At 71.6% G+C, this 19,466-nt stretch carries 23 protein-coding genes and 1 riboswitch; of the genes, 11 read left to right on the top strand and 12 right to left on the bottom strand.

All coding sequences use genetic code 11. From position 1 onward, the window contains the following. Window positions 1–210 precede the first annotated feature (210 nt). The gene (thiC, locus tag AC07EG_RS04130; RefSeq protein WP_478251758.1) at window positions 211–1,854 is read left to right on the top strand and encodes a phosphomethylpyrimidine synthase ThiC; all 1,644 of its coding nucleotides are present in this window, start codon (window positions 211–213) and stop codon (window positions 1,852–1,854) included. Continuing rightward, a complete protein-coding gene (gene thiD / locus AC07EG_RS04135) occupies window positions 1,851–2,672 on the top strand; it encodes a bifunctional hydroxymethylpyrimidine kinase/phosphomethylpyrimidine kinase (protein ID WP_478251524.1) in 822 nt (273 codons plus the stop codon). The genes thiC and thiD (AC07EG_RS04135) overlap by 4 nt, the downstream gene beginning before the upstream one ends. Here thiD (AC07EG_RS04135) and AC07EG_RS04140 read toward each other — a convergent pair. Then, entirely contained in the window at window positions 2,643–3,131 is a 489-nt protein-coding gene (locus AC07EG_RS04140) for a MarR family winged helix-turn-helix transcriptional regulator (protein WP_478251525.1), read from the bottom strand. The genes thiD (AC07EG_RS04135) and AC07EG_RS04140 overlap by 30 nt on opposite strands. A gap of 58 nt (window positions 3,132–3,189) precedes the next feature. Between AC07EG_RS04140 and AC07EG_RS04145 the strand changes: the two genes are divergently transcribed. From AC07EG_RS04145 to AC07EG_RS04160, 4 genes are read left to right on the top strand one after another with little or no spacing between them, the layout of a single operon-like run. Further along, complete coding sequence (locus AC07EG_RS04145; RefSeq protein WP_478251526.1) at window positions 3,190–3,660, top strand: nitroreductase/quinone reductase family protein; 471 nt, start codon at window positions 3,190–3,192, stop codon at window positions 3,658–3,660. A gap of 22 nt (window positions 3,661–3,682) precedes the next feature. Further along, window positions 3,683–4,519 (top strand): bifunctional hydroxymethylpyrimidine kinase/phosphomethylpyrimidine kinase, encoded by an 837-nt coding sequence (gene thiD, locus AC07EG_RS04150; RefSeq protein ID WP_478251527.1) that lies wholly within the window; start codon window positions 3,683–3,685, stop codon window positions 4,517–4,519. Next, the gene (locus AC07EG_RS04155) at window positions 4,516–5,316 is read left to right on the top strand and encodes an ion transporter (RefSeq protein ID WP_478251528.1); all 801 of its coding nucleotides are present in this window, start codon (window positions 4,516–4,518) and stop codon (window positions 5,314–5,316) included. Before thiD (AC07EG_RS04150) ends, AC07EG_RS04155 begins: the two co-directional genes overlap by 4 nt. Before the next feature lie 37 nt (window positions 5,317–5,353). Continuing rightward, window positions 5,354–5,476: a hypothetical protein gene (locus AC07EG_RS04160; protein ID WP_478251529.1), complete on the top strand. Its 123-nt coding sequence runs from the start codon at window positions 5,354–5,356 to the stop codon at window positions 5,474–5,476. A 480-nt stretch (window positions 5,477–5,956) separates the two neighbouring features. Here the strand turns inward: AC07EG_RS04160 and AC07EG_RS04165 are convergent, their stop codons facing one another. From AC07EG_RS04165 to thiO, 4 genes are all read right to left on the bottom strand, one after another. Further along, window positions 5,957–6,394 carry a MarR family winged helix-turn-helix transcriptional regulator gene (locus AC07EG_RS04165; protein WP_478251530.1) on the bottom strand — a complete coding sequence of 146 codons (438 nt, stop codon included), beginning with the start codon at window positions 6,392–6,394 and terminating at the stop codon, window positions 5,957–5,959. Window positions 6,395–6,538: 144 nt separating this feature from the next. Continuing rightward, a complete protein-coding gene (gene thiG / locus AC07EG_RS04170) occupies window positions 6,539–7,303 on the bottom strand; it encodes a thiazole synthase (RefSeq protein WP_478251531.1) in 765 nt (254 codons plus the stop codon). Between the two features lies 1 nt (window position 7,304). Continuing rightward, the gene (gene thiS / locus AC07EG_RS04175) at window positions 7,305–7,505 is read right to left on the bottom strand and encodes a sulfur carrier protein ThiS (RefSeq protein WP_478251532.1); all 201 of its coding nucleotides are present in this window, start codon (window positions 7,503–7,505) and stop codon (window positions 7,305–7,307) included. After that, complete coding sequence (gene thiO, locus AC07EG_RS04180; RefSeq protein WP_478251533.1) at window positions 7,505–8,593, bottom strand: glycine oxidase ThiO; 1,089 nt, start codon at window positions 8,591–8,593, stop codon at window positions 7,505–7,507. The genes thiS and thiO overlap by 1 nt, the downstream gene beginning before the upstream one ends. Continuing rightward, a riboswitch (TPP riboswitch) is annotated at window positions 8,587–8,692 on the bottom strand. Its footprint overlaps the gene before it by 7 nt. A 35-nt stretch (window positions 8,693–8,727) precedes the next feature. On the opposite strand from thiO, the gene thiE reads away from it, so the two are divergent. The 3 genes from thiE to AC07EG_RS04195 all read left to right on the top strand — a co-directional run bounded on the left by thiE (window position 8,728) and on the right by AC07EG_RS04195 (window position 10,891). After that, on the top strand, window positions 8,728–9,393 hold the full coding sequence (thiE, locus tag AC07EG_RS04185) for a thiamine phosphate synthase (protein ID WP_478251534.1): 666 nt from the start codon (window positions 8,728–8,730) through the stop codon (window positions 9,391–9,393). Between the two features lie 356 nt (window positions 9,394–9,749). After that, on the top strand, window positions 9,750–10,412 hold the full coding sequence (cmk, locus tag AC07EG_RS04190) for a (d)CMP kinase (RefSeq protein WP_478251535.1): 663 nt from the start codon (window positions 9,750–9,752) through the stop codon (window positions 10,410–10,412). Continuing rightward, window positions 10,409–10,891 (top strand): HIT family protein, encoded by a 483-nt coding sequence (locus AC07EG_RS04195; protein ID WP_478251536.1) that lies wholly within the window; start codon window positions 10,409–10,411, stop codon window positions 10,889–10,891. Before cmk ends, AC07EG_RS04195 begins: the two co-directional genes overlap by 4 nt. Here AC07EG_RS04195 and AC07EG_RS04200 read toward each other — a convergent pair. The 5 genes from AC07EG_RS04200 to AC07EG_RS04220 form a co-directional block, all read right to left on the bottom strand. Then, complete coding sequence (locus tag AC07EG_RS04200) at window positions 10,881–11,510, bottom strand: class I SAM-dependent methyltransferase (protein ID WP_478251537.1); 630 nt, start codon at window positions 11,508–11,510, stop codon at window positions 10,881–10,883. The genes AC07EG_RS04195 and AC07EG_RS04200 overlap by 11 nt on opposite strands. After that, window positions 11,501–12,268, bottom strand: coding sequence for a hypothetical protein (locus AC07EG_RS04205; protein ID WP_478251538.1), 768 nt, complete (start codon window positions 12,266–12,268; stop codon window positions 11,501–11,503). The genes AC07EG_RS04200 and AC07EG_RS04205 overlap by 10 nt, the downstream gene beginning before the upstream one ends. Next, on the bottom strand, window positions 12,265–13,329 hold the full coding sequence (gene thiL, locus AC07EG_RS04210) for a thiamine-phosphate kinase (RefSeq protein WP_478251539.1): 1,065 nt from the start codon (window positions 13,327–13,329) through the stop codon (window positions 12,265–12,267). The genes AC07EG_RS04205 and thiL overlap by 4 nt, the downstream gene beginning before the upstream one ends. Then, window positions 13,322–14,008, bottom strand: a complete 687-nt coding sequence (locus AC07EG_RS04215; protein WP_478251540.1) for an HIT family protein — start codon at window positions 14,006–14,008, stop codon at window positions 13,322–13,324. Before AC07EG_RS04215 ends, thiL begins: the two co-directional genes overlap by 8 nt. Window positions 14,009–14,241: 233 nt before the next feature. Continuing rightward, complete coding sequence (locus tag AC07EG_RS04220; protein WP_478251541.1) at window positions 14,242–14,904, bottom strand: hypothetical protein; 663 nt, start codon at window positions 14,902–14,904, stop codon at window positions 14,242–14,244. 184 nt (window positions 14,905–15,088) lie between these two features. Between AC07EG_RS04220 and AC07EG_RS04225 the strand changes: the two genes are divergently transcribed. Continuing rightward, window positions 15,089–16,039 carry a threonine ammonia-lyase gene (locus tag AC07EG_RS04225; RefSeq protein WP_478251542.1) on the top strand — a complete coding sequence of 317 codons (951 nt, stop codon included), beginning with the start codon at window positions 15,089–15,091 and terminating at the stop codon, window positions 16,037–16,039. On the opposite strand, the gene AC07EG_RS04230 is transcribed toward AC07EG_RS04225, so the two are convergent. Together AC07EG_RS04230 and AC07EG_RS04235 are read right to left on the bottom strand one after the other, a co-directional pair. Next, window positions 16,025–17,527: an MFS transporter gene (locus AC07EG_RS04230; RefSeq protein ID WP_478251543.1), complete on the bottom strand. Its 1,503-nt coding sequence runs from the start codon at window positions 17,525–17,527 to the stop codon at window positions 16,025–16,027. The genes AC07EG_RS04225 and AC07EG_RS04230 overlap by 15 nt on opposite strands. After that, window positions 17,524–18,282 carry a GntR family transcriptional regulator gene (locus tag AC07EG_RS04235; protein WP_478251544.1) on the bottom strand — a complete coding sequence of 253 codons (759 nt, stop codon included), beginning with the start codon at window positions 18,280–18,282 and terminating at the stop codon, window positions 17,524–17,526. The genes AC07EG_RS04230 and AC07EG_RS04235 overlap by 4 nt, the downstream gene beginning before the upstream one ends. Before the next feature lie 106 nt (window positions 18,283–18,388). Here AC07EG_RS04235 and AC07EG_RS04240 point away from each other — a divergent pair, with 106 nt between their 5' ends. After that, the gene (locus AC07EG_RS04240) at window positions 18,389–19,438 is read left to right on the top strand and encodes an SIS domain-containing protein (protein ID WP_478251545.1); all 1,050 of its coding nucleotides are present in this window, start codon (window positions 18,389–18,391) and stop codon (window positions 19,436–19,438) included. Window positions 19,439–19,466: the final 28 nt, after the last annotated feature.

Here is a 19,466-nt window from a genome sequence, read left to right on the forward strand (position 1 = left end):
CGAGCACCATCCAGGTGAGTTTCCGACCGAGCACCCCCCTTGGCAATCCGGCGGTCGGCATGGCATGGTCGGGGGACAACCGAACACCGCAACCGCGGGAGCTCGCGCCTTGGCGGGCTGAGAGGGTGGCTGGTGTCCTTTTCTCCGGGACCCGGTGCCGCCGACCGCATGAACCTGACCGGGTAATGCCGGCGTAGGGAGTGAATGTCGTTGACGACACTGGAAAATGACGCCGCCGTCGCGCCCAGCGTGACCACCGGGCCGATCACCGGCTCGCACAAGGTCCACCACAGCACCGAATCCGGGCTCCGCGTCCCGGCCCGCCGGATCGAACTGTCCACCGGGGACCACTTCGACGTCTACGACACCTCGGGCCCGTACACCGATCCCGACGTGACCATCGACGTCCACAGTGGACTGTACCGGCTGCGCGCCGGCTGGGCCGACGGCCGCGAGCACAACACCCAGCTCGGCTGGGCGAAGGCGGGGGTGATCACCAGGGAGATGGAGTTCGCCGCCGCCCGCGAACGGGTTTCGCCGGAGTTCGTGCGCGACGAGGTGGCCCGCGGCCGGGCGGTGATCCCGGCCAACCGCAGGCACCCGGAGAGCGAGCCGATGGTGATCGGCAAGAACTTCCTGGTCAAGGTCAACGCGAACATGGGCAACTCGGCCGTGTGGTCCTCGGTCGAGGAAGAGGTGGACAAGATGGTCTGGGCCACCCGCTGGGGTGCCGACACGATCATGGACCTGTCCACCGGGAAGCGGATCCACGAAACCCGCGAGTGGATCCTGCGCAACTCACCCGTGCCGGTCGGCACCGTGCCGATCTACCAGGCGCTGGAAAAGGTCAACGGGGAGCCGGAGAAGCTCTCCTGGGAGGTCTACCGGGACACCGTGGTCGAGCAGTGCGAGCAGGGCGTGGACTACATGACCGTGCACGCCGGGGTGCTGCTGCGGTACGTGCCGCTGACCGCGCGCCGGGTCACCGGCATCGTCTCGCGCGGCGGCTCGATCATGGCCGCGTGGTGCCTGGCGCACCACCGGGAATCCTTCCTGTACACGCATTTCGCCGAACTGTGCGAAATCCTGCGCCAGTACGACGTCACCTTCTCCCTCGGTGACGGCCTGCGCCCGGGTTCCATCGCCGACGCCAACGACCGCGCGCAGTTCGCCGAACTGGAAACCCTCGGCGAACTCACGCACATCGCCCGCGAGCACGACGTGCAGGTGATGATCGAGGGCCCCGGCCACGTGCCGATGCACAAGATCAAGGAGAACGTGGAGCTGGAGGAGGAGCTCACCGGCGAGGCCCCGTTCTACACCCTCGGTCCACTCGCGACGGACATCGCACCGGGGTACGACCACATCACCTCGGCCATCGGCGCGGCCCAGATCGGCTGGTACGGCACGGCGATGCTGTGCTACGTCACCCCGAAGGAGCACCTCGGCCTGCCGAACCGCGACGACGTGAAGACCGGCGTGATCACCTACAAGATCGCCGCGCACGCCGCCGACCTGGCCAAGGGTCACCCGTACGCCCAGCAGTGGGACGACGAGCTGTCCAAGGCCCGCTTCGAGTTCCGCTGGAACGACCAGTTCAACCTGGCGCTGGACCCGGACACCGCCCGCTCGTTCCACGACGAGACGCTGCCCGCCGAACCGGCCAAGACCGCGCACTTCTGTTCCATGTGCGGGCCGAAGTTCTGCAGCATGCGGATCACCCAGGACGTGCGCAGGTACGCCGAGGAACACGGTCTGTCCACTGTGGAGGCCATCGAAGCCGGGATGCGGGAGAAGTCCGCGGAGTTCAGCGAGCACGGCAAGGTCTACCTGCCGGTGGTCGAGCAGCCGTGACCAACACGCCGCGCACCGCGCTGACCATCGCCGGCTCCGATTCCGGTGGTGGCGCGGGCATCCAGGCCGACCTCCGCACGTTCTTCGCCAACGGGGTGCACGGCATGACCGCGATCACCGCGGTCACCGTGCAGAACTCCCTCGGCGTGCAGGGGTTCAGCGAGATCCCGGCCGACGTGGTCACCGCGCAGATCAAGGCGGTGGCCTCGGACATGGGTGTGCACGCGGCGAAGACCGGCATGCTGGCCACCGCGGAGATCATCCGGGCGGTGGCGAAGACGCTCGACGAGGTCCACATCGGACGGGGCACGCCGACCCCGTTCGTGGTGGACCCCGTCGCCGCCTCCATGCACGGGGACGCGTTGCTGCGCGAGGAAGCGCTCGAGGCGATCCGCACCGAGCTGTTCCCCCGCGCCAGCCTGGTCACGCCGAACCTGGACGAGGTCCGGCTGCTCACCGGGGTGGAGGTGACCGGCCGCGAGAGCCAGCGGGAGGCGGCCGGTGCCCTGCTGGCCTTCGGCGCGCAGTGGGCGCTGGTCAAGGGCGGGCACCTCTACCACGACCCGGAGTGCACCGACCTGCTCTCCGACGGCGTCCGGTTCATCGAGCTGAGCGGGCCGCGGCACGACACCCCGCACACCCACGGCGGCGGCGACACCCTGGCTTCGGCGATCACCGCCGGGCTGGCGAAGGGGCTGAGCGTGCCGGACGCGGTGGCGGGCGGCAAGCGGTTCATCGAACGCTCGGTGGCCGAGGCGTACCCGCTCGGCGCCGGCGTCGGCCCGGTTTCACCGTTCTGGCGGCTCAGCGGGGACTAGTCCCGGGCAGCAGCCCGAGCCGGCCAGTTGGTTCAGCAGCTTTCCGCTGCACCGCTGGAAGGCAGCCAGTTCGTCGGCGTCGAGGTGCTCGGCCAGGGTCTCGGACAGCACGCGCAGGTAGACCACGCGTGCCTGGTCGAGCACCCGGCCGCCCTCGTCGGTGAGCACGGCGTAGACCTCGCGGCGGTTGTGCTCCGGCCGGTCGCGCCGCACCCAGCCGCGGTCGACGTGGCGGTCGACGATCCGGGTCAGCCCACCGCGGGTGACGCCGAGGCGGTCGGCCAGGGTGAGCATCTGCAACTGCCGGTCCGGCGCGCCCCGCAGGGCCGTCAGCAGGTCGTGATCGGCCAGTGAGCACCCCGCCTCGCCCTCGATCCGCTGGTCGAGCAGGCGCCGGAGCGCGCCGTGGAGCTGGTGCAGGTTCCCCCAGGCCCGGGCCGCGTCGCTGTCCACCTTCACCGGACCAGTCTAACGCGGGCCGATTGACGCCCTAACGATTGTAGCTACGATAGTTGTCATGGAAATCGTGATGACGGAGAACGGCACCCGCGGCGCGCGTGGCACGCGGGCGATGCTCTGGGTGATGAAGCGGCTGCGGCGGCGGCTGATCGACCGGCACCGCAAGCGGGGTGACAAGTTCCGCGGCATGGACGTGCTCTACCTGACCGCGGTCGGGGCCAAGTCCGGCCAGCCGAGGACCACCCCGCTCGCCTACTTCCCCGACGGCGACGGCTGGCTCGTGATCGCCTCCGCCGGCGGTGCGGCCCGCCACCCGTCCTGGTACTACAACGTCGCCAAGCACCCGGACCGCGTGACCGTCGAACTCGGCGGCGAGCGGATCCCGGTCACCGCCGAGCAGCTCGAAGGCGAGCGCCGCGCCGCGGTCTGGGCGGAGGTGACCGCCGCCCACCCCGGATTCCTCGGCTACCAACGCAAAACGGACCGGATCATCCCGGTCATCCGGCTCACCCCCTCGCCGCGGCCCTGACCCGGGCGGGACACTGGAGGGCATGACGGAAGCCACCAGCCCGCCTGCCGCGCTGACCATCGCCGGTTCCGACTCCGGCGGGGCCGCCGGACTGCAGGCCGACCTGCGCACCTTCCTCACCTGCGGGGTGCACGGGCTGGTCGCGGTGACCGCGGTCACCGTGCAGAACACGCTCGGCGTGCACGACCGCACCGACATCCCGCCGCACATCGTGGCCGGGCAGATCGAGGCGGTGGCCGCCGACATGCGGGTCGGCGCGGCCAAAACCGGCATGCTCGCGTCCGCCGGGATCATCGAAGCGGTCGCCGCCGCCTGCGACACCGCCGAGATCGGCCGCGACCGGCGCATCCCGTTCGTGGTCGACCCGGTCGCCGCGTCCATGCACGGGCACCCGCTGTTCGACCCGGCCGGGCTCGAGGCCCTGCGTGACCTGCTGCTGCCCCGCGCCACCGTGCTCACGCCCAACCTCGACGAGGTGCGGCTGCTCACCGGCCTCGACGTGACCGACCGGCACGGGATGCGCGACGCGGCCGTCGCCCTGCACGCGCTCGGACCGCGTTACGTGCTGGTCAAGAGCGGGCACCTGGTCAGCGATCCGGAGTGCGTCGACCTGCTCTTCGACGGCGAGGACTTCGTCGAACTGCCCGGCCCGCGCTTTTCCACCCCGCACACGCACGGCGCCGGCGACGCGATGGCCTCGGCGTTCACCGCCGGTCTCGCACGCGGCATGCCGGTGGTCGAGGCGGCGGAGTTCGGCAAGTGGTTCGTCAGCAACGCCGTGGCGAACTCCTACCCGATGGGCGCGAAGGTGGGCCCGGTTTCGGCGTTCTGGCGGCTCGCGCCGGAGGACCGCGCGTGACCCGTGAGCGGGTGGGGGCGTTCGTCGACGGCAGGCGGTTCCAGAACTTCATCATCGCGGTGATCGTCGCCAACGCGGTCACGCTGGGGTTGGAGACCTCACCGCGCGTGGTCGCCGAGTACGGCACCCTGCTGCACACCCTGGACCACCTCGCGCTCGGCATCTTCGTGGCCGAGCTGCTCGCGAAGCTCCACGCGTTCCGCGGGGCGTTCTTCAGGGACGGCTGGAACCTGTTCGACGTGGTGGTGGTCGGCATCGCGCTGGTGCCGGCCACCGGGCCGTTCGCCGTGCTGCGGGCCCTGCGGGTGCTGCGCGTGCTGCGGCTGATCTCGGTGGTGCCGTCGATGCGCAAGGTGGTCACCGGGCTGCTCTCCGCGGTGCCCGGCATGGCCTCGATCGCCGCGCTGCTGGGGTTGGTCGTCTTCGTCGCCGGGGTGATGGCGACCAAGCTGTTCGGCGGGATCACCCCGGAGCACTTCGGCGATCTCGGCACCTCGCTGTTCACCCTGTTCCAGGTGATGACCGGCGAAGCGTGGCCGGACATCGCCGACGACGTGATGGCCCAGGCCCCCGCGGCCTGGATCTTCTTCGTGGTCTACATCCTGATCTCCAGCTTCGCCGTGCTGAACCTGTTCATCGCGGTGGTGGTCAGCGCGATGGAGGACGAGCTGCGCGACGAAATCCGCGAGGAGGAGGAAGCGCAGGCACAGGCCCAGGCCGCCGCCAACCGCGAAATCCTCGACGAACTGCGTGCGCTGCGAGCCGAGATCGCCGAACTGCGGGGTCGCGACCGCTAGCACCGGAACTGCCGGTGGGCCGTGCCAGTCTGCGCGCGTGGACCTCTCCCGCTTCACCGAACACTCCGGCGCCCCGGACCATTGGCCGGTGGTCGTGTTCGACGGCAGCGAGGGCTGGCGGGACCTCGGCCTGCCCGTGCTGGACGCGCTCATCGCCTGAAGAACGGCGAAGTGCGCACTGGGGCGACGCCCCCGGACCACGGCTGCCCTCCGCCGCCTACCACGCCCTGCTGTCCACCTACGGCAGCGGCCTCTGGAACGGCTGGCTGCGCGTGTTCCCGGCGTTGGCCTCGCACGGGCTGACGCCCGAGGTCCAGGACCTGCTCGTCAGCCACGAGTCCCCGCACCTCGGCTACCCGGAGGACTTCCCGCAACCACCCCGGCCCGCTTCCGCCGGACTGCTGCCCTTCGCGACCTCGATCGACGGGGACACCATCGGCTCTGGCTCACCCACGGCGCCCCGAACGGCGATCCACTCGAATTCGCCACCTTCGCCCCCTGCGTTCCGGCCGCTGGGCCATGACGTTGGTGTTCCAGGTGTGGGCTGCTCGGTACCGCGGCCGTGGATGCGCCGACCGATGACGCCGACTCCCTTGCCGCCGGGGCGGACCGGGACCGTGCTCCGAGCTGACCGCAGCAGCTAGTTGTCCTCGTCGTCGGAGAGCAGGGCCTCCAGTGCGGGCAGCGCCGCGATCAGCTGCTCCCGCTGGACCGGCGAGAGCCGGTCGATCCGCCGGTTCAGCTCCTGCACCCGGGTGGACCGGACGCCGGAGACCATGCGCTCGCCCTCCTCGGTGGCGGTGGCCAGCCAGGCGCGGCGGTCGACCGGATCGGACTCCCGGCGCACGTACCCGGCCTCCACCAGCGCGGCCACTATCCGCGACATGGTCGCCGCGGCCACCCCCTCCTTGGCGGCGAGATCACCGAGGCGCAGCTGCCCGTAGTTGACCAGCGTGGCCAGCGCGGAGATCGCCCCGTGGCCGGGGCCTGGCGCGCCCGCCTGCCGCAGCGAGCGGGAAAGCCTGCCCACGGCCAGGAAAAGCCGGCCGGACACGTCCTGAGACGGCGACGTGGTCACCTCACGCTCCTTACCGCGCACGTAAGGTGTGGCGCGGGTCAGCCCCGAGTGGTCGAAAGTGCCGTCAACCATACGTGCCGCGACCCGTGGTTCCGCGTGAACCCGCCGGATTTGTGATGGAGCGCTTCCGCTCAGCGGGGAAGTTCAGCGGGGAGGCGAGGAAGCCCGCGCCCAGAACCGCTGCGGGATCCGGCCCGCACCGCGCGCCAGCCGCCCGGCGGCGACGGCCGAGCGCATCGCCAGCGCCATGCGCTCCGGGTCCTGCGCGCGGGTGACCGCGGTGGACAGCAGCACCGCGTCGCAGCCCAGTTCCATCGCCAGCGTGGCGTCCGACGCGGTGCCGATACCGGCGTCGAGCACCACCGGCACGCGGGCCCTGGACACGATCAGTTCGATGTTGTGCGGGTTGCGGATGCCCAGCCCGGTGCCGATGGGCGCGCCGAGCGGCATCACCGCGGCGCAGCCGACCTCCTCCAGCCGCAGCGCCAGCACCGGGTCGTCGTTGGTGTAGACGAGCACGGTGAAGCCGTCGGCGGCCAGCTGCTCGGCGGCGTCCAGCGTTTCCAGCGGATCGGGCAGCAGCGTGCGGTCGTCGGCGTGCACCTCGAGCTTGATCAGGTCGGTCTCCAGCGCCTCGCGGGCCAGGCGCGCGGTGAGCACCGCCTCGGCCGCGCTGCGGCAGCCCGCGGTGTTCGGCAGCAGCTTGATCCCCAAGCGCCGCAACAACTCCAGCACGCCGGAGCCGCCTTCGGCATCGGCCCGCCGCATCGCCACGGTGGTCAGCTCGGTGCCCGAGGCGACCAGCGCGCGCTCCAGCGCGGCCAGGCTGCTCGCGCCGCCGGTGCCGATGATCAGCCGGGAGGTCAGCTTGTGCTCGCCGATGAGCAGCTGGTCGCCGGTTTCGGTCATGTCAGCCTCCTTGGACCGCGGTGAGGATGTCGAGCGAGCTGCCGTCCGCCGGCACGAACTCCGCCCAGTCGCGGCGGGCGACCACCGCGGCGTCGACCGCCACCGCGACGCCCTTCTCCTGGATCCCGAGCGCGCCGAGCAGGTCCCGCACGGTGGTGCCGTCGGGGAACTGCCGCTCGTCGCCGTTGACCACAAGCCGCATCAGACACTCTCCTTCTCCCGGAGCCGGGCCGGGTCGGCCGCGGCCACCCCTGGTGGCGGCGGTGCGCCGTCGAGCGCGGCGAGCACCGCGTCGGCGGTGATCGGCGCCATCAGCAGGCCGTTGCGGTGGTGCCCGGTCGCGGCGAACACCCCGTCGGGCAGCCTGCCGATGAAGGGCAGGTTGTCCACGCTGGCCGCCCGCAGGCCGGACGCGGTTTCGGCCAGTTCGTACTCGGCGATCGCCGGGAAGACGCGTTCGGCGCCGTCGAGCAGCTCACGCACCCCCCGCGCGGTCACGGCCTCGTCGAAACCGGCCTCGTACTGGGTCGCGCCGAGCACCAGCTCACCACCGGCCCGCGGCACCAGGTAGACGGGCCGCCCCTCGGCGAAGGCCCGCACGGTGTGGGCGGGCGGCGGCAGCGTGGTCCGCCGGGCACGCAGGCGCAGGATCTCGCCCTTGAGCGGGCGGACGGCGGTGCGCAGCGCCGGGTGCAGGCGGGCGCTCCACGCCCCGGCGGCGAGCACCACGACGTCGCTGGTCAGCGTGCGCCCGGTGGTCCGGACGGTCTCCGGGCCCAGCTCGACGACCGCTTCGCGGACGGTGTCCAGCCCGGAGCCGAGCGCGTCGAGCAGCGCCCGGTTGTCCACGGACAGGTCACCCGGCACGGCGAGCCCACCGCGGATCGAACCGGCCAGCCCGGGTTCGAGCCGCCGCAGCTGGCGGCTGGTCAGCTTCTCGGCTTCGCGGCCCGCGTTCGCCAGGTAACCCGCGAGCTGGTCGATGACGCCCAGGTCGGCGCTGTCCAGCGCGGCGACCAGGGTGCCCTTCTCGGACAGCCCGCAACCGCCGAGGCGCCGGGCGAACTCCGGCCAGCGGCGCAGCGACTCCTCGCCGAGGGCGAGCACGTCCTCTTCGCCGGGCCACGCCTCGGTGACCGGGGCGAGCATGCCGCCCGCGACCCAGGACGCACCCCGGCCCGGCCGGGGGTCGACCAGGGTGACCTGGTGGCCCGCCGTGCTCGCGCGCCAGGCGATGGCGAGCCCGACGACGCCGCCGCCGACCACGGTGACGCGGTGCTTTCGCTTCATGGGATCACGCTCCCTGCGCCGGCATGACCCGGATCAGGTTCCACGGTCGGAGCGGCAGCTCCCTCTCAGCCCGTGCCCCGGGCTCCCGTGCGGACGATCCCACCGTAACACCGCCGCCGGGTACCGTCGCGCACATGCCTGGGCTGAGTGGTGACGAGATCAGGAAGCGCCTCGACGACGCACGGCTGTACCTGTGCGTGGACGCGCGGTCGGCACGCGGGGACCTCGCGGAGTTCCTCGACGCGGCGCTGGCCGGCGGGGTGGACGTCGTGCAGCTGCGTGACAAGACCAGCGGTGCGCCGCTGGAGGCGAAGCCGGAGCTGGCCGCGCTGGAGGTGTTCGCCGAGGCGTGCGCCCGGCACGGCGCGCTGCTGTCGGTGAACGACCGGGCCGACGTCGCCCTGGCCGCCGGCGCGGACGTGCTGCACCTCGGCCAGGACGACATCCCGGTCCCGCTGGCCCGCCGCGTCCTCGGCGACGAGATCGCCATCGGCCGCTCCACCCACTCCGGCGCCCAGGCCCGCGCGGCCGCCGCCGAACCGGGCGTGGACTACTTCTGCACCGGCCCGTGCTGGCCGACCCCCACCAAACCGGGCCGGGAAGCGCCGGGCCTGGACCTGGTGCGGGAAACCGCCGCGCTGCGCACCGCCCGCCCGTGGTTCGCCATCGGCGGCATCGACCTCGAACGCCTGCCCGAGGTCCTGGAAGCCGGTGCCACCCGGATCGTCGTGGTCCGGGCGATCACCGAAGCCGACGACCCGGCGGCGGCGGCACGCGCGTTGAAAACGGCACTCGCGTAAACCACGCAGAACTTTCACCTGACCGAGGGCGGCGGAAACTCACCGCCAGTCGCACGCGGCCCGGCATTTCAGCACGCACGGCTGAATGGCGTAGCAGCCGAGAAAAAGCTCGTCGCACCGGCGCTGATCCCCCATACTCGGTCGGGTGACCGGACACAGCCGGACCGCACACCCCACCTGTGAGTGAGGTGTGCCGGAGTTGATCTCGCCGAACCTCGACACTGGGTCACTTGATCGCACGGTCGACTGGTATTCACACCGCACCATGGGTGCGCGTTTTCCGGCAGATTTCCGGAAATTCCCTGGTAATCTTCGGCCCTTCACCGGAAAGCCATTCTACGCGCGGAGGAACAACCATGTCGAAAACCGTGGTCGTCGCGGTGGACGGACCCGCCGCGGCCGGCAAGACCACCACCTGCCTGGCCCTGGCCGACACCTTCGGCCTGCGGTACCTGGAAAGCGGACGCACCTACCGCATCGTGGCCTACGAGGTGCTCCGCCGTGGGGTACCGGTGGACGACCGGTCCGCGGTGGTCGGCCTGTGCGACCGGCTGATCGACGAGAACCGCACCAGCGATCTGCTCGCGTCGACCCGGTACAGACCACAGGAGCTGAGAACGAACGCGGTCGACCTCACCGTTTCCGCGGTGGCCAAGATCGGCGAACTGCGCGGCCGGATCACCGAACTGATCCACCAGTGGGCCGGGGCGCAATCCCGCTGCGTGGTCGAGGGACGGGACATCGGCACCGTGGTCTTCCCCACCGCACCGGCGAAGTTCTTCCTGACGGCGAAACCGGAGGTCCGCGCGGAACGGCGGGTGCAGCAGGAAGGCCGGGGCAGCTACGCAGAGGTGCTGGCGGAGGTCATCCGGCGCGACCGGGCCGACATGTCGCGGCCGGTCGCCCCGCTCGTGCCCGCCGAGGACGCCGTCGAAATAGACACCAGTTGCCTGTCGGTCGGCCAGGTGGTGGGGCAGATGGCCGCGGTCTGCCGGGAGCGGGGTGTAGCGGTTCCATGATCGGCAACGACACACCGTTTTTGACCCCGAGGTACCCGGGCGACCCCCGGCGATCGGACGGTGGTGAAGTGGTGCCCACCCCAGCGGGCTGCCTGTTCTGCGAACTCGGCGACTCCTCGGTCAACGAGGTGCTCCTCCAGCGCGAACTCTGCTATGTCCGCTGGGACAAGTTCCCGGCCGCCGACGGCCACGTCGAAATCGTTCCCAAACGGCACGTGGTGAGCTATTTCGACCTAACCGAAGCGGAAGTCGCCGAAACGTACGCCCTGCTCAAGGAAGCCAGGGAATTGCTCGACAAGAAGTTCCAGCCGGACGGTTACACGATCGGCGTGAACGAGGGACGGGCCGCCGGGCGCACGGTCGACCACCTGCACATCCACCTGATCCCCCGCCACGAAGGCGATGTCACCGATCCCCGCGGCGGTGTCCGGCACGTCCTGCCGGGCACCGATGCCGACCAGTGGAGTTCTAGGGCTTGACCCCGGTGGCGATGAACCAGGTGCCCCGTGAGCTGAGGCGGACGGTCACCGAGGTGAAGCCGGCGGCCAGCAGCTCCGCCACCACCGAATCCGGGATGCGCTGCGAGAACCACCGCGCGCACGTCAGCCGCTTGCCGTCCTTCCAGCCCTCGAACGACCCGGCCTGCAGGCTGATCGCGACCACCCCGCCGGGCCGCAGCACGCGGTGCATCCCGGCGAAGCTCCGCCGGTGCTCCCGGCGGGGCAGGTGCAGCACGCTCGCGCAGGCCCACACCCCGGTGAACACGGCATCGGGGAACGGCAGGTCCAGCAGGTTCAGCTGGACGACCCCGGCCGTGGGGCACCGCGCTCGGGTCAGTCCGAGCAGGTTCTCGCTGAGATCCCCCGCGACCACGACCAGGCCCCGGCCGATGAGGTGCTCGGTGTCGCGCCCGGCACCGCAGCCGAGGTCGAGCACCGGCCCGCCGGGGAGCGCGTCGGCGAACCGGTCCAGGTCCTGCTCGAAGTCGGGGAACTGGTCGAGCCTCGCGGTGTTCGCCGCGTACTGCTCGGCGTGCTCGTTGTAGAGCCTCCTGGTCACGTGCACGACGCGCTCGGTCGGATCGTCGTTCAGATGCACTCGAAGTCCTCCCGGCCGATGTAGATGCCCAGGGTGGTCATCTCCTCCAGCACCTCCCGGCGGTTGAGCACGGCGTAGCCGCGGCTGGCGTCCACGCTGATGCAGCCGACGAACTTGTTCCGGCCGTTGCGGATCGGCGTGGCGAACACGGCGGTCCGGTGCTTGACCCGCTCGAAGCTCTCCCAGGAGAGGTTCATCACGGCGGCGGACCCGTTCTCCCGGACGAACCGGTCGAACACGGCTTTCCCGGTCAGCTTCGCCGCCAGCGGTTCGACGTCGAAATCGATCTCACGGTCGTGCTCCCAGCACAGGCCCACCACCCCCTCGCCCCGGGTCGGCGCGAACGCCCGCGTGGTCGGGTGGGTGGACATCCGGTAGGTGGCCAGGCGCTTGAGCACCCCGTGCACCGGGTGGCGCAGCGTGCGCCGCTTCCGCCACACGTGCAGCGCCAGGTCACCGGTGTCCAGCGGCGGTTCGATCCGCTCGCTGATCCCCAGCAACCGCCCGAAGCTGGACAGGATGTTGCGCCGCATGATCACGTTCCGGTCGGCCAGGCTGCGTGCCTGCCAGCTCTCGAACGGGGTCAGCGCACCGAAGACCCCGGCGACGCCGAGGAAGACCAGCATCAGGTGCGGCCAGTCGCCGAGCAGCGCGTCCCAGAACTGCTTGGACGGCACGTGGTAGGTCTTGCCCGCCAGCCCCAGCGTGGCGGAGAGCAGGGCACCCCGGTCGACGAACCTGGCTGTCGACCGCTTCACGCGCGGACGTCGGCGGGAGCGTGCCGCCACGCCGTGCCGGGCAGTGGCCCGCGTGTGCCGTCCGACCGGACCAGCACCACGTCCCGCTGCTCGGTGACCACGCCCACCCGGTGGAACCCGACGCGGCAGGCCAACGCGTCCAGCCGGTCGGTGGGTGCGGTGAACACCAGCTCGAAGTCGACCGAATCACCGAACACCACGGACAGCGGGTCGAGGCCGAGGTGCGCGGCGACCGCGGACACCGCTTCGGGCACCGGCAACGCGTGCTCGTGGATCTCGACGCCGACGGCCCCCGCCTGCGCGACGCCCTCCAGCGCAGCCTTGAGCCCGTCCGAGGTGTCCTGGCAGCTGGTCACCACGCCGCTGGCGCTGAGCGCGAGGCCGCTGTCGATCCTGGCCTCGGGGCGGCGCCAGTAGGCGAGCAGGGTGTCCAGGTGCTCCTCGTCGATCCGGGGCTCGGGGACGTCCGCCCGCAGGTAGGCCATGGCCGCGCCGGCGAACCCGGTGGGCGCGGTCAGGCAGATCGCGTCGCCGGGCTTCGCCCCGGTCCGGAACAACGCGCCACCGGCCGGGCACACGCCGAGCGCCGACGCGGACAGGATGAGGCGTTCGGCCCCGCCGATGTCACCGCCGACGTTCAGGCACCCGGCGGCGGCGCAGGCGTCGCGGATCCCCTCCAGTACCCGCCGGAAGACGGCGTCGGTCATGTCCGGTGGGTAGCGCACCACCGACAGCAGGCCGATCGGCCTGGCGCCCATCGCGGCGATGTCGCTCAGGTTCGCCGCCACCAGGTAGTAACCGAGGTCGTATTCGTCCAGGTGACCCATTTCGTACAGGCGGAACTTCGGCCCGCGCACGTAGTCCGAGCCCGCCACCAGCTCGTGGTCGCCGTGGAAGCGAAAGACCGCGCAGTCGTCCTGCGCCTCGACCCCGGCCACCAGGTCCACCCGGCTGCGGTCGGGCCAGCTCACCCCGTCGAACGCGTCGAGCTGGCGGCCGAACAAGGGTACGACCGTCCTGGCCAGCCGGGTCGGTTCGTCCGAACACGCGCCGTCAGCCATGCCCCACCGCCTCGGCCAGGCGATCGGCCCACCACCGGACCTCCCGCATGGTCGACCGAAGCTCTTCCTTGCGCATGACCACGGCGTAATCCCATTCCGGGTCGTCGATCGAAAGCGTCGCACCGGCCACCGCGCGGAGGTACTGCCGCTGTTGTGCCTTCGGCCGGTAAACGCGGCAGTTCCCCTCGTGCAAACGCAGGAAATAGGCGGATTCCGGCCACGGCGGACGGGCCAGTTCGGTGATCGAACCCAGCTCCCGGTAACGCAGTCCGTCGCCGACCATGACCCGATCCACCGCGGCTCCGGAAACGGGGAGCAGGTGCAGGTGCGCGTGCGTGATGCAGGCGTGGCTCACCTCACCGGCGCTGGAACCGTGTTCGAGGAACAACGGTTCCCCGAACGCCTCGCGGTAGAGCACCGACACCCGGCCGATCAGGTCCACCGCCTCCCCCGGGTGCACGGTCATCACCTGGGCGAACGAGAGGTAGTGCCGTTTCGGCAGCAGGAGCAGGTGGCCGGCGGTCAACGGCGACATGTCCGCCAGCAACTCGAAGTTCTCCGACGAATGGATCCGTCTCGACGGCGGGTCGCCCGCGTAGAAGCGATTGAACGAGGTATCGGCCGCACCGGAGATTTCTTCGCAGAAATCCGCCCCCGTGCACCGCACGGCAGTGATCATCTTTTCCCCCGGACCTCGGCGGCTGGTGCGGCACATTTTTCCGCACGACCCGGGAAAAGCCGAAGTTCCACCGGGGAGTTAGCTCAAAAGTCGCAGCAGGGGACGGGAAAGGTAGACCGACTGACTCGCGGCGTCGCACAATCCGGTGAACGACGTGTCCAGTTTTTGACCCGCCCGGTATTTGTTTTGCGCCGAAAGCGGCGCCGCCCCGGGTGGGGGCGGCGCCGGGTTCGTCACCGCTGGGCGCCGCTGGGCTGCCCGCTCGGCTGCCGCGGTGGTTCGGTGGTGGTGACCGGCGGTTCCCCGGTGCTGCTGGTCGGTTCCTCCGAGGGCGCCACCGTGGTCGTGGTGGTCGGTGCGGTGGATTCGCCCGACTCCGGGACCGACGGCTCGGTCACCGGGGTTTCGCGGGTTTCCGACGCCGGGGCCGGCTGGTCGGCGGGCTGCCCGCGCTGACCGCCGTCGCCGCCGACGAGGTGGCCGATCGTGCTCCGGCCGTCACCCGAGATGCTGCTGCCGGTGGCGAACTCGAACCCGGTGATGATCAGGACGGCCAGCGCGAAACCGACCACGCTGGTGCCGATGACCAGCGGCCAGCGCAGTTTCCGCAGCCTGCCGACCGGCCCTTCGGCCGTCTCCGGCGGAGCCTCCACGGTCACCACCTGCGTCCGTGAAGCCAGCGTGCGTGCTCGCAACGCGGCTTCCTTGGTCCGCTCGAGCGAACGGGTGTACAACTCGCCACCCACCGTGGTGATCACACTGGCCAGTCCGGCGCCGAGCACCGTGCCCGCCACACCCAGCGTCGAGCCCAGCAGCGCGGCGGTCACCGCCGCGAGCGCGGTCGCGGCCACCTGGATCGGCCGGATTCCGGTTTTCTTCTCCTGCTCCTCTGACATGGATCCGTTCTTCTCCACCCCTGTTCCCTGCACTGCTCCCAACGAATAGGTCGTCCCGGGTGCTCCCCGAGTTGCCCGATGGTGAGCCCCGCCACCCTCACTGTCCACAATGGATCAGTCACCATGTGGACTTTCGCGCGGCAGGGTTCGGTTACCCCGGTTGGGTTCTTGGCATACTCCGGGCATGCAGCTGATCTCCCTCGAGCACATCCGGGCCGCCGCCGAGCGCATCGCCGGTGTGGCGGTGCGCACGCCACTGCTGCCCCAGCACTGGGCCACGGGTGCCCCGCTCTGGCTGAAGGCCGAAAACCTCCAGGGGATCGGCGCGTTCAAGATCCGCGGTGCCCACAACGCCATCGCCGCGCTGGGCGAGGCCGAACGGCGGCGCGGGGTGGTCGCCTACTCCAGCGGCAACCACGCCCAGGCCGTGGCCGCGGCGGCGAAGGCGTTCGGGGTGCGGGCGGTGATCGTGGTCCCGGACAGCACCCCGCGCAACAAGGTCGAGGCCACCACGGCACACGGCGCCGAGGTGGTCGAGGTGCCGATCGGCCAGCGGGAGGCCGCCGCGCAGGCCCTCGCCGACCAGCACGGCCTCAGCCTCGTGCCGCCGTTCGACCACCCCGAGGTGATCGCCGGTCAGGGCACCATCGGCCTGGAGATCGCCGAGGACCTGCCGAGCACGCGGGTGGTGCTGGTGCCGGTCAGCGGCGGCGGGCTGGCGGCGGGCATCGGCACCGCGGTCAAGGCGCTGCTGCCCGCGGCCAAGGTGTACGCGGTCGAACCGGAACTGGCCGCCGACACCGCAGAGGGCCTGAACTCCGGCCACCGGGTGAACTGGCCGGTCGAGTGGCGGGCGCGCACCATCGCCGACGGCCTGCGCGCGCAGCCGTCCGAGCTGACCTTCGCGCACCTGGAACGGGTGGTCGACGGCATCGTCACGGTCAGCGAGGACGAGATCCGCGCGGCGGTGAAGGTGCTGGCGACCAGGGCGCACCTGGTCGCCGAGCCCAGCGGCGCGGTGACCACCGCCGCCTACCTCCACCGCCGCGCCGAACTGCCGGAGGGCCCCACGGTGGCCGTCGTCTCCGGCGGCAACATCGACCCCGGCCTGCTCGCCGAACTACTCCGGGCGTGACCTGGAGTACGCGGCGGGCGGCGCCTCCACGCCGCAGTGCAGGCACTCCCCCGGCTCGGGGTGGTCGTGGCCGGGCTCCGGCTCCCCGGCCAGCACGTCGTTGCGCACGCCGACGGCCACCAGCCCACCGGCCACGGCCAGCGCGGCGCACACCAGCAGCGCCGTCCGCCAGCCTGCGGTGAGCGCCACCGGATCGGCGTAGGCCGCCCCGGTCAGCCCCGCGACCGCGGGCAGCACCGCGATGGCCAGCAGCCCGCCGGTCCGCGCGATGGCGTTGTTCACCCCCGAGGCGACCCCGGCGTACCGGTCGGGCGCGGCGGCCAGCACGGTGGCCGTCACCGGTGCCACCACCGTGGCCAGGCCCAGCCCGAACACGGTCACCGCGGGCAGCACGGCCCCGGGGTACGACGCGCCCGGTTCGACCCGCAGCAACAGCAGCATGCCCGCGGCCACCAGCAGCGGCCCCGCCACCAGCTGCAGCCGCGGCCCGATCCGCTGCGCCAGCCGTCCCGAGTAACCCGAAAGCACCAGCATCACCACGGTGATCGGCAACCCGGCCAGCCCCGCCGCCGTCGGCGAGTACCCCAGCGACACCTGCAGTTGCAGCACCATCAGCATCATCACGCCGCCGAGCGCGGTGTAGACGACCAGCGTCAGCGCGTTGGCCGCGGTGAACGTCCGGTCGGCGAACAACCGCGGCGGCACCAGCGGATCGGCCGACCGCCGCTGCAGCACCACGAACACCACCAGCCCGGCCAGCCCGAGCCCGCCGGAGCCGAGCACCAGCACGTCGGCGGCCCCGCGCACCGGCAGTTCGACCAGCGCCGCGGTGACCCCGGCCAGGCCGAGCGCGCCGACCACGGCGGACAGCACGTCCGGCCGGCCGGTGTGCTGCCGCCGGTCGCACGACTCCGGCACGTACTCGCGGGCGAGCCAGACGCAGACCACCGCCAGCGGCAGGTTGATCAGGAACGCCAGCCGCCACGACCACAGCTGCACCAGCAGCCCGCCGGCCAGCGGCCCGATCGCGGCGGCGATCCCGCCCAGCCCGGACCAGGCGCCGATGGCCCTGGCCCGCTCGGCCCGCGGGAACGCCGACTGCAGGATGGCCAGCGACCCCGGCGTGAGCAGCGCCCCGCCGACGCCCTGCAGGATCCGGGTGGCCACCAGCACCTCGGTGGACACCGCCAGCCCGCACAGCACCGACGCGACGCCGAACCACACCACACCGACGACGAACACCCGCCGCCTGCCGTACCGGTCCCCGAGGGAACCGGCGACCAGGATCAGCGACGCGAGTGCCAGCAGGTACCCGTCGAGGATCCACTGCAGACCGGAAACCGAGGCCTCGAGCTCCCCGCCGATCCGCGGCAGTGCGACGTTGACGATCGTGCCGTCGAGCATGGCCATGCCCGAGCCGAGAATGGTGGTGGCCAGCACCCCACGCGCGGCCGGGGTTCCCCAGCGGACGAGGTCCGGGGAGGTCACGGCCGGTTGAGCGTGGTGACGAACTTGTACCGGTCGCCGCGGTAGATGGAGCGGACGAACTCCACCGGTTTGCCGTCGGCGGCGAACGAGTGCCGGGACAGCAGCAGCATCGGCATGCCGACGTCGGCGCCGAGCAGCTCGGCCTCCTGCGGTCCGGCGAGCGCGGTCTCGATGGTCTCCTCCGCGCGTTCCATCTCCACGCCGAACTGCTCGCGCAGCACCGCGTACAGCGAACCACCCGCGCTGACGTGCTTGCGCAGCCCGCGGAAGCGGCCGAGCGGCAGGTGCGTGGTCTCCAGCGCCATCGGCTCGGCGTCGGCCAGGCGCAGGCGGCGCATGCGCAGCACCTTCGCGCCGGCCCGGATGCCGAGCAGCTTCGCCAGTTCCCCTTCGGCGGGCAGTTCGTCGATCTCCAGCAGCTTCGACGACGGCTCGCGCCCGGACGCCCGCATGTCCTCGGTGTAGGAGGACAGCTGCAGCCGCTGGGCGAACTTCGGCTCGGCGGCGAACGTGCCCTTGCCCTGCACGCGGTGCAGCCTGCCCTCCACGGTCAGGTCGGCCAGCGCCTGGCGGACGGTGGTCCGCGAGACGCCGAACTCGCCGGCCAGCGCCCGTTCGGTGGGGATGGACGAACCGGCGGGCAACGCGTCCAGCAGGTCCAGCAGGTGCTGCTTGAGGGCCCAGTACTTCGGCTCGCGCTGCCCCCGGGTTCCGGTGGCCGAGCCGGGATCCCCGGGCGGTGATGTCTCCAACATGAGCGGCTCCTTCACAACACGCGCGACTCCTCACGGAAAAAGTACTCTTCGACGGGAAGAGGTCGACCGGCTAGGATTGGTCTAGACCTATTAGAGGAGACGCATGATGACCGTAGAGGGTCAGCAGCCCGGCGCGCACATGGCCGCCGAGATCGCCGAGCAGCCCGCCGTGCTGGCCGGGCTGCGGGAGCGCCAGCCCGAGATCGCCGAGGTGGCCGGGGCCATCGCGAACCGCCCGCCCCGCTTCGCCCTGCTGGCCGCACGCGGGTCCAGCGACCACGCCGCGCTGTACGCCAAGTACCTGATCGAGGTGTTGCTCGGGCTGCCCGCCGGGCTCGTCTCACCGTCCACGGTGACCCTCTACGGGGCCGCGCCGGACCTGCGCGACGTCCTGCTGGTCACGGTGAGCCAAAGTGGAGGTTCACCCGATCTGGTGGAATTCACCGAGTCCGCCCGCAAGCAGGGCGCACGCACCGTGGCGGTCAGCAACACTCCGTCGTCACCGCTGAGCGCCGCCGCGGAACTGTCCGTGGACATCGGCGCCGGCCAGGAGCAGGCCGTCGCGGCGACCAAGACCTACTCCGCCACCCTGCTCGCGCTGTACCTGCTCGTCGACGCCGTGCGCGGCGGCAAGGGCGCCGACGCCGACGGCCTCGGCGAACTGGCCCAGCAGACCCTCGACCGCTCGGCGGCGGGCGTGCAGCGGGCGGTCGACCGGTACCGCTTCGTCCACCGCGTGATCACCGCCGGTCGCGGTTACTCCTACGCGACCGCGCTGGAGGCCTCGCTCAAGCTCGCCGAGACCAGCTACCTCGCCGCCCGCGCCTACAGCGGCGCCGACCTGCTGCACGGCCCGGTCGCCGCGATCGACGGGGACACCGCGGTGCTGGCGCTGACCAACCGCGGCAAGGGCGGGGACGCCATGCGCGACGTGCTCGACGCGGTCGCCGGGCGCGGTGCCGACGTGCTGGCCATCGGCTCGGCCGCCACCGAGGTGCCCGCCGCGCTGCGCATCGAGGTGCCGCCGGTGGCCGAGGAGCTGTCGCCGATCCTCGACGTGCTGCCCGCGCAGAGCCTGGCCCTCGGGCTGTCGCTGGCCAGGGGCGGTGACCCGGACCGGCCGCGCGGGCTCAACAAGGTCACCAGAACTCGCTGAGCCGTTCGCCGCGGTGGATGACGAGTGA

Source organism: Amycolatopsis sp. NPDC045836, from assembly GCF_056431745.1.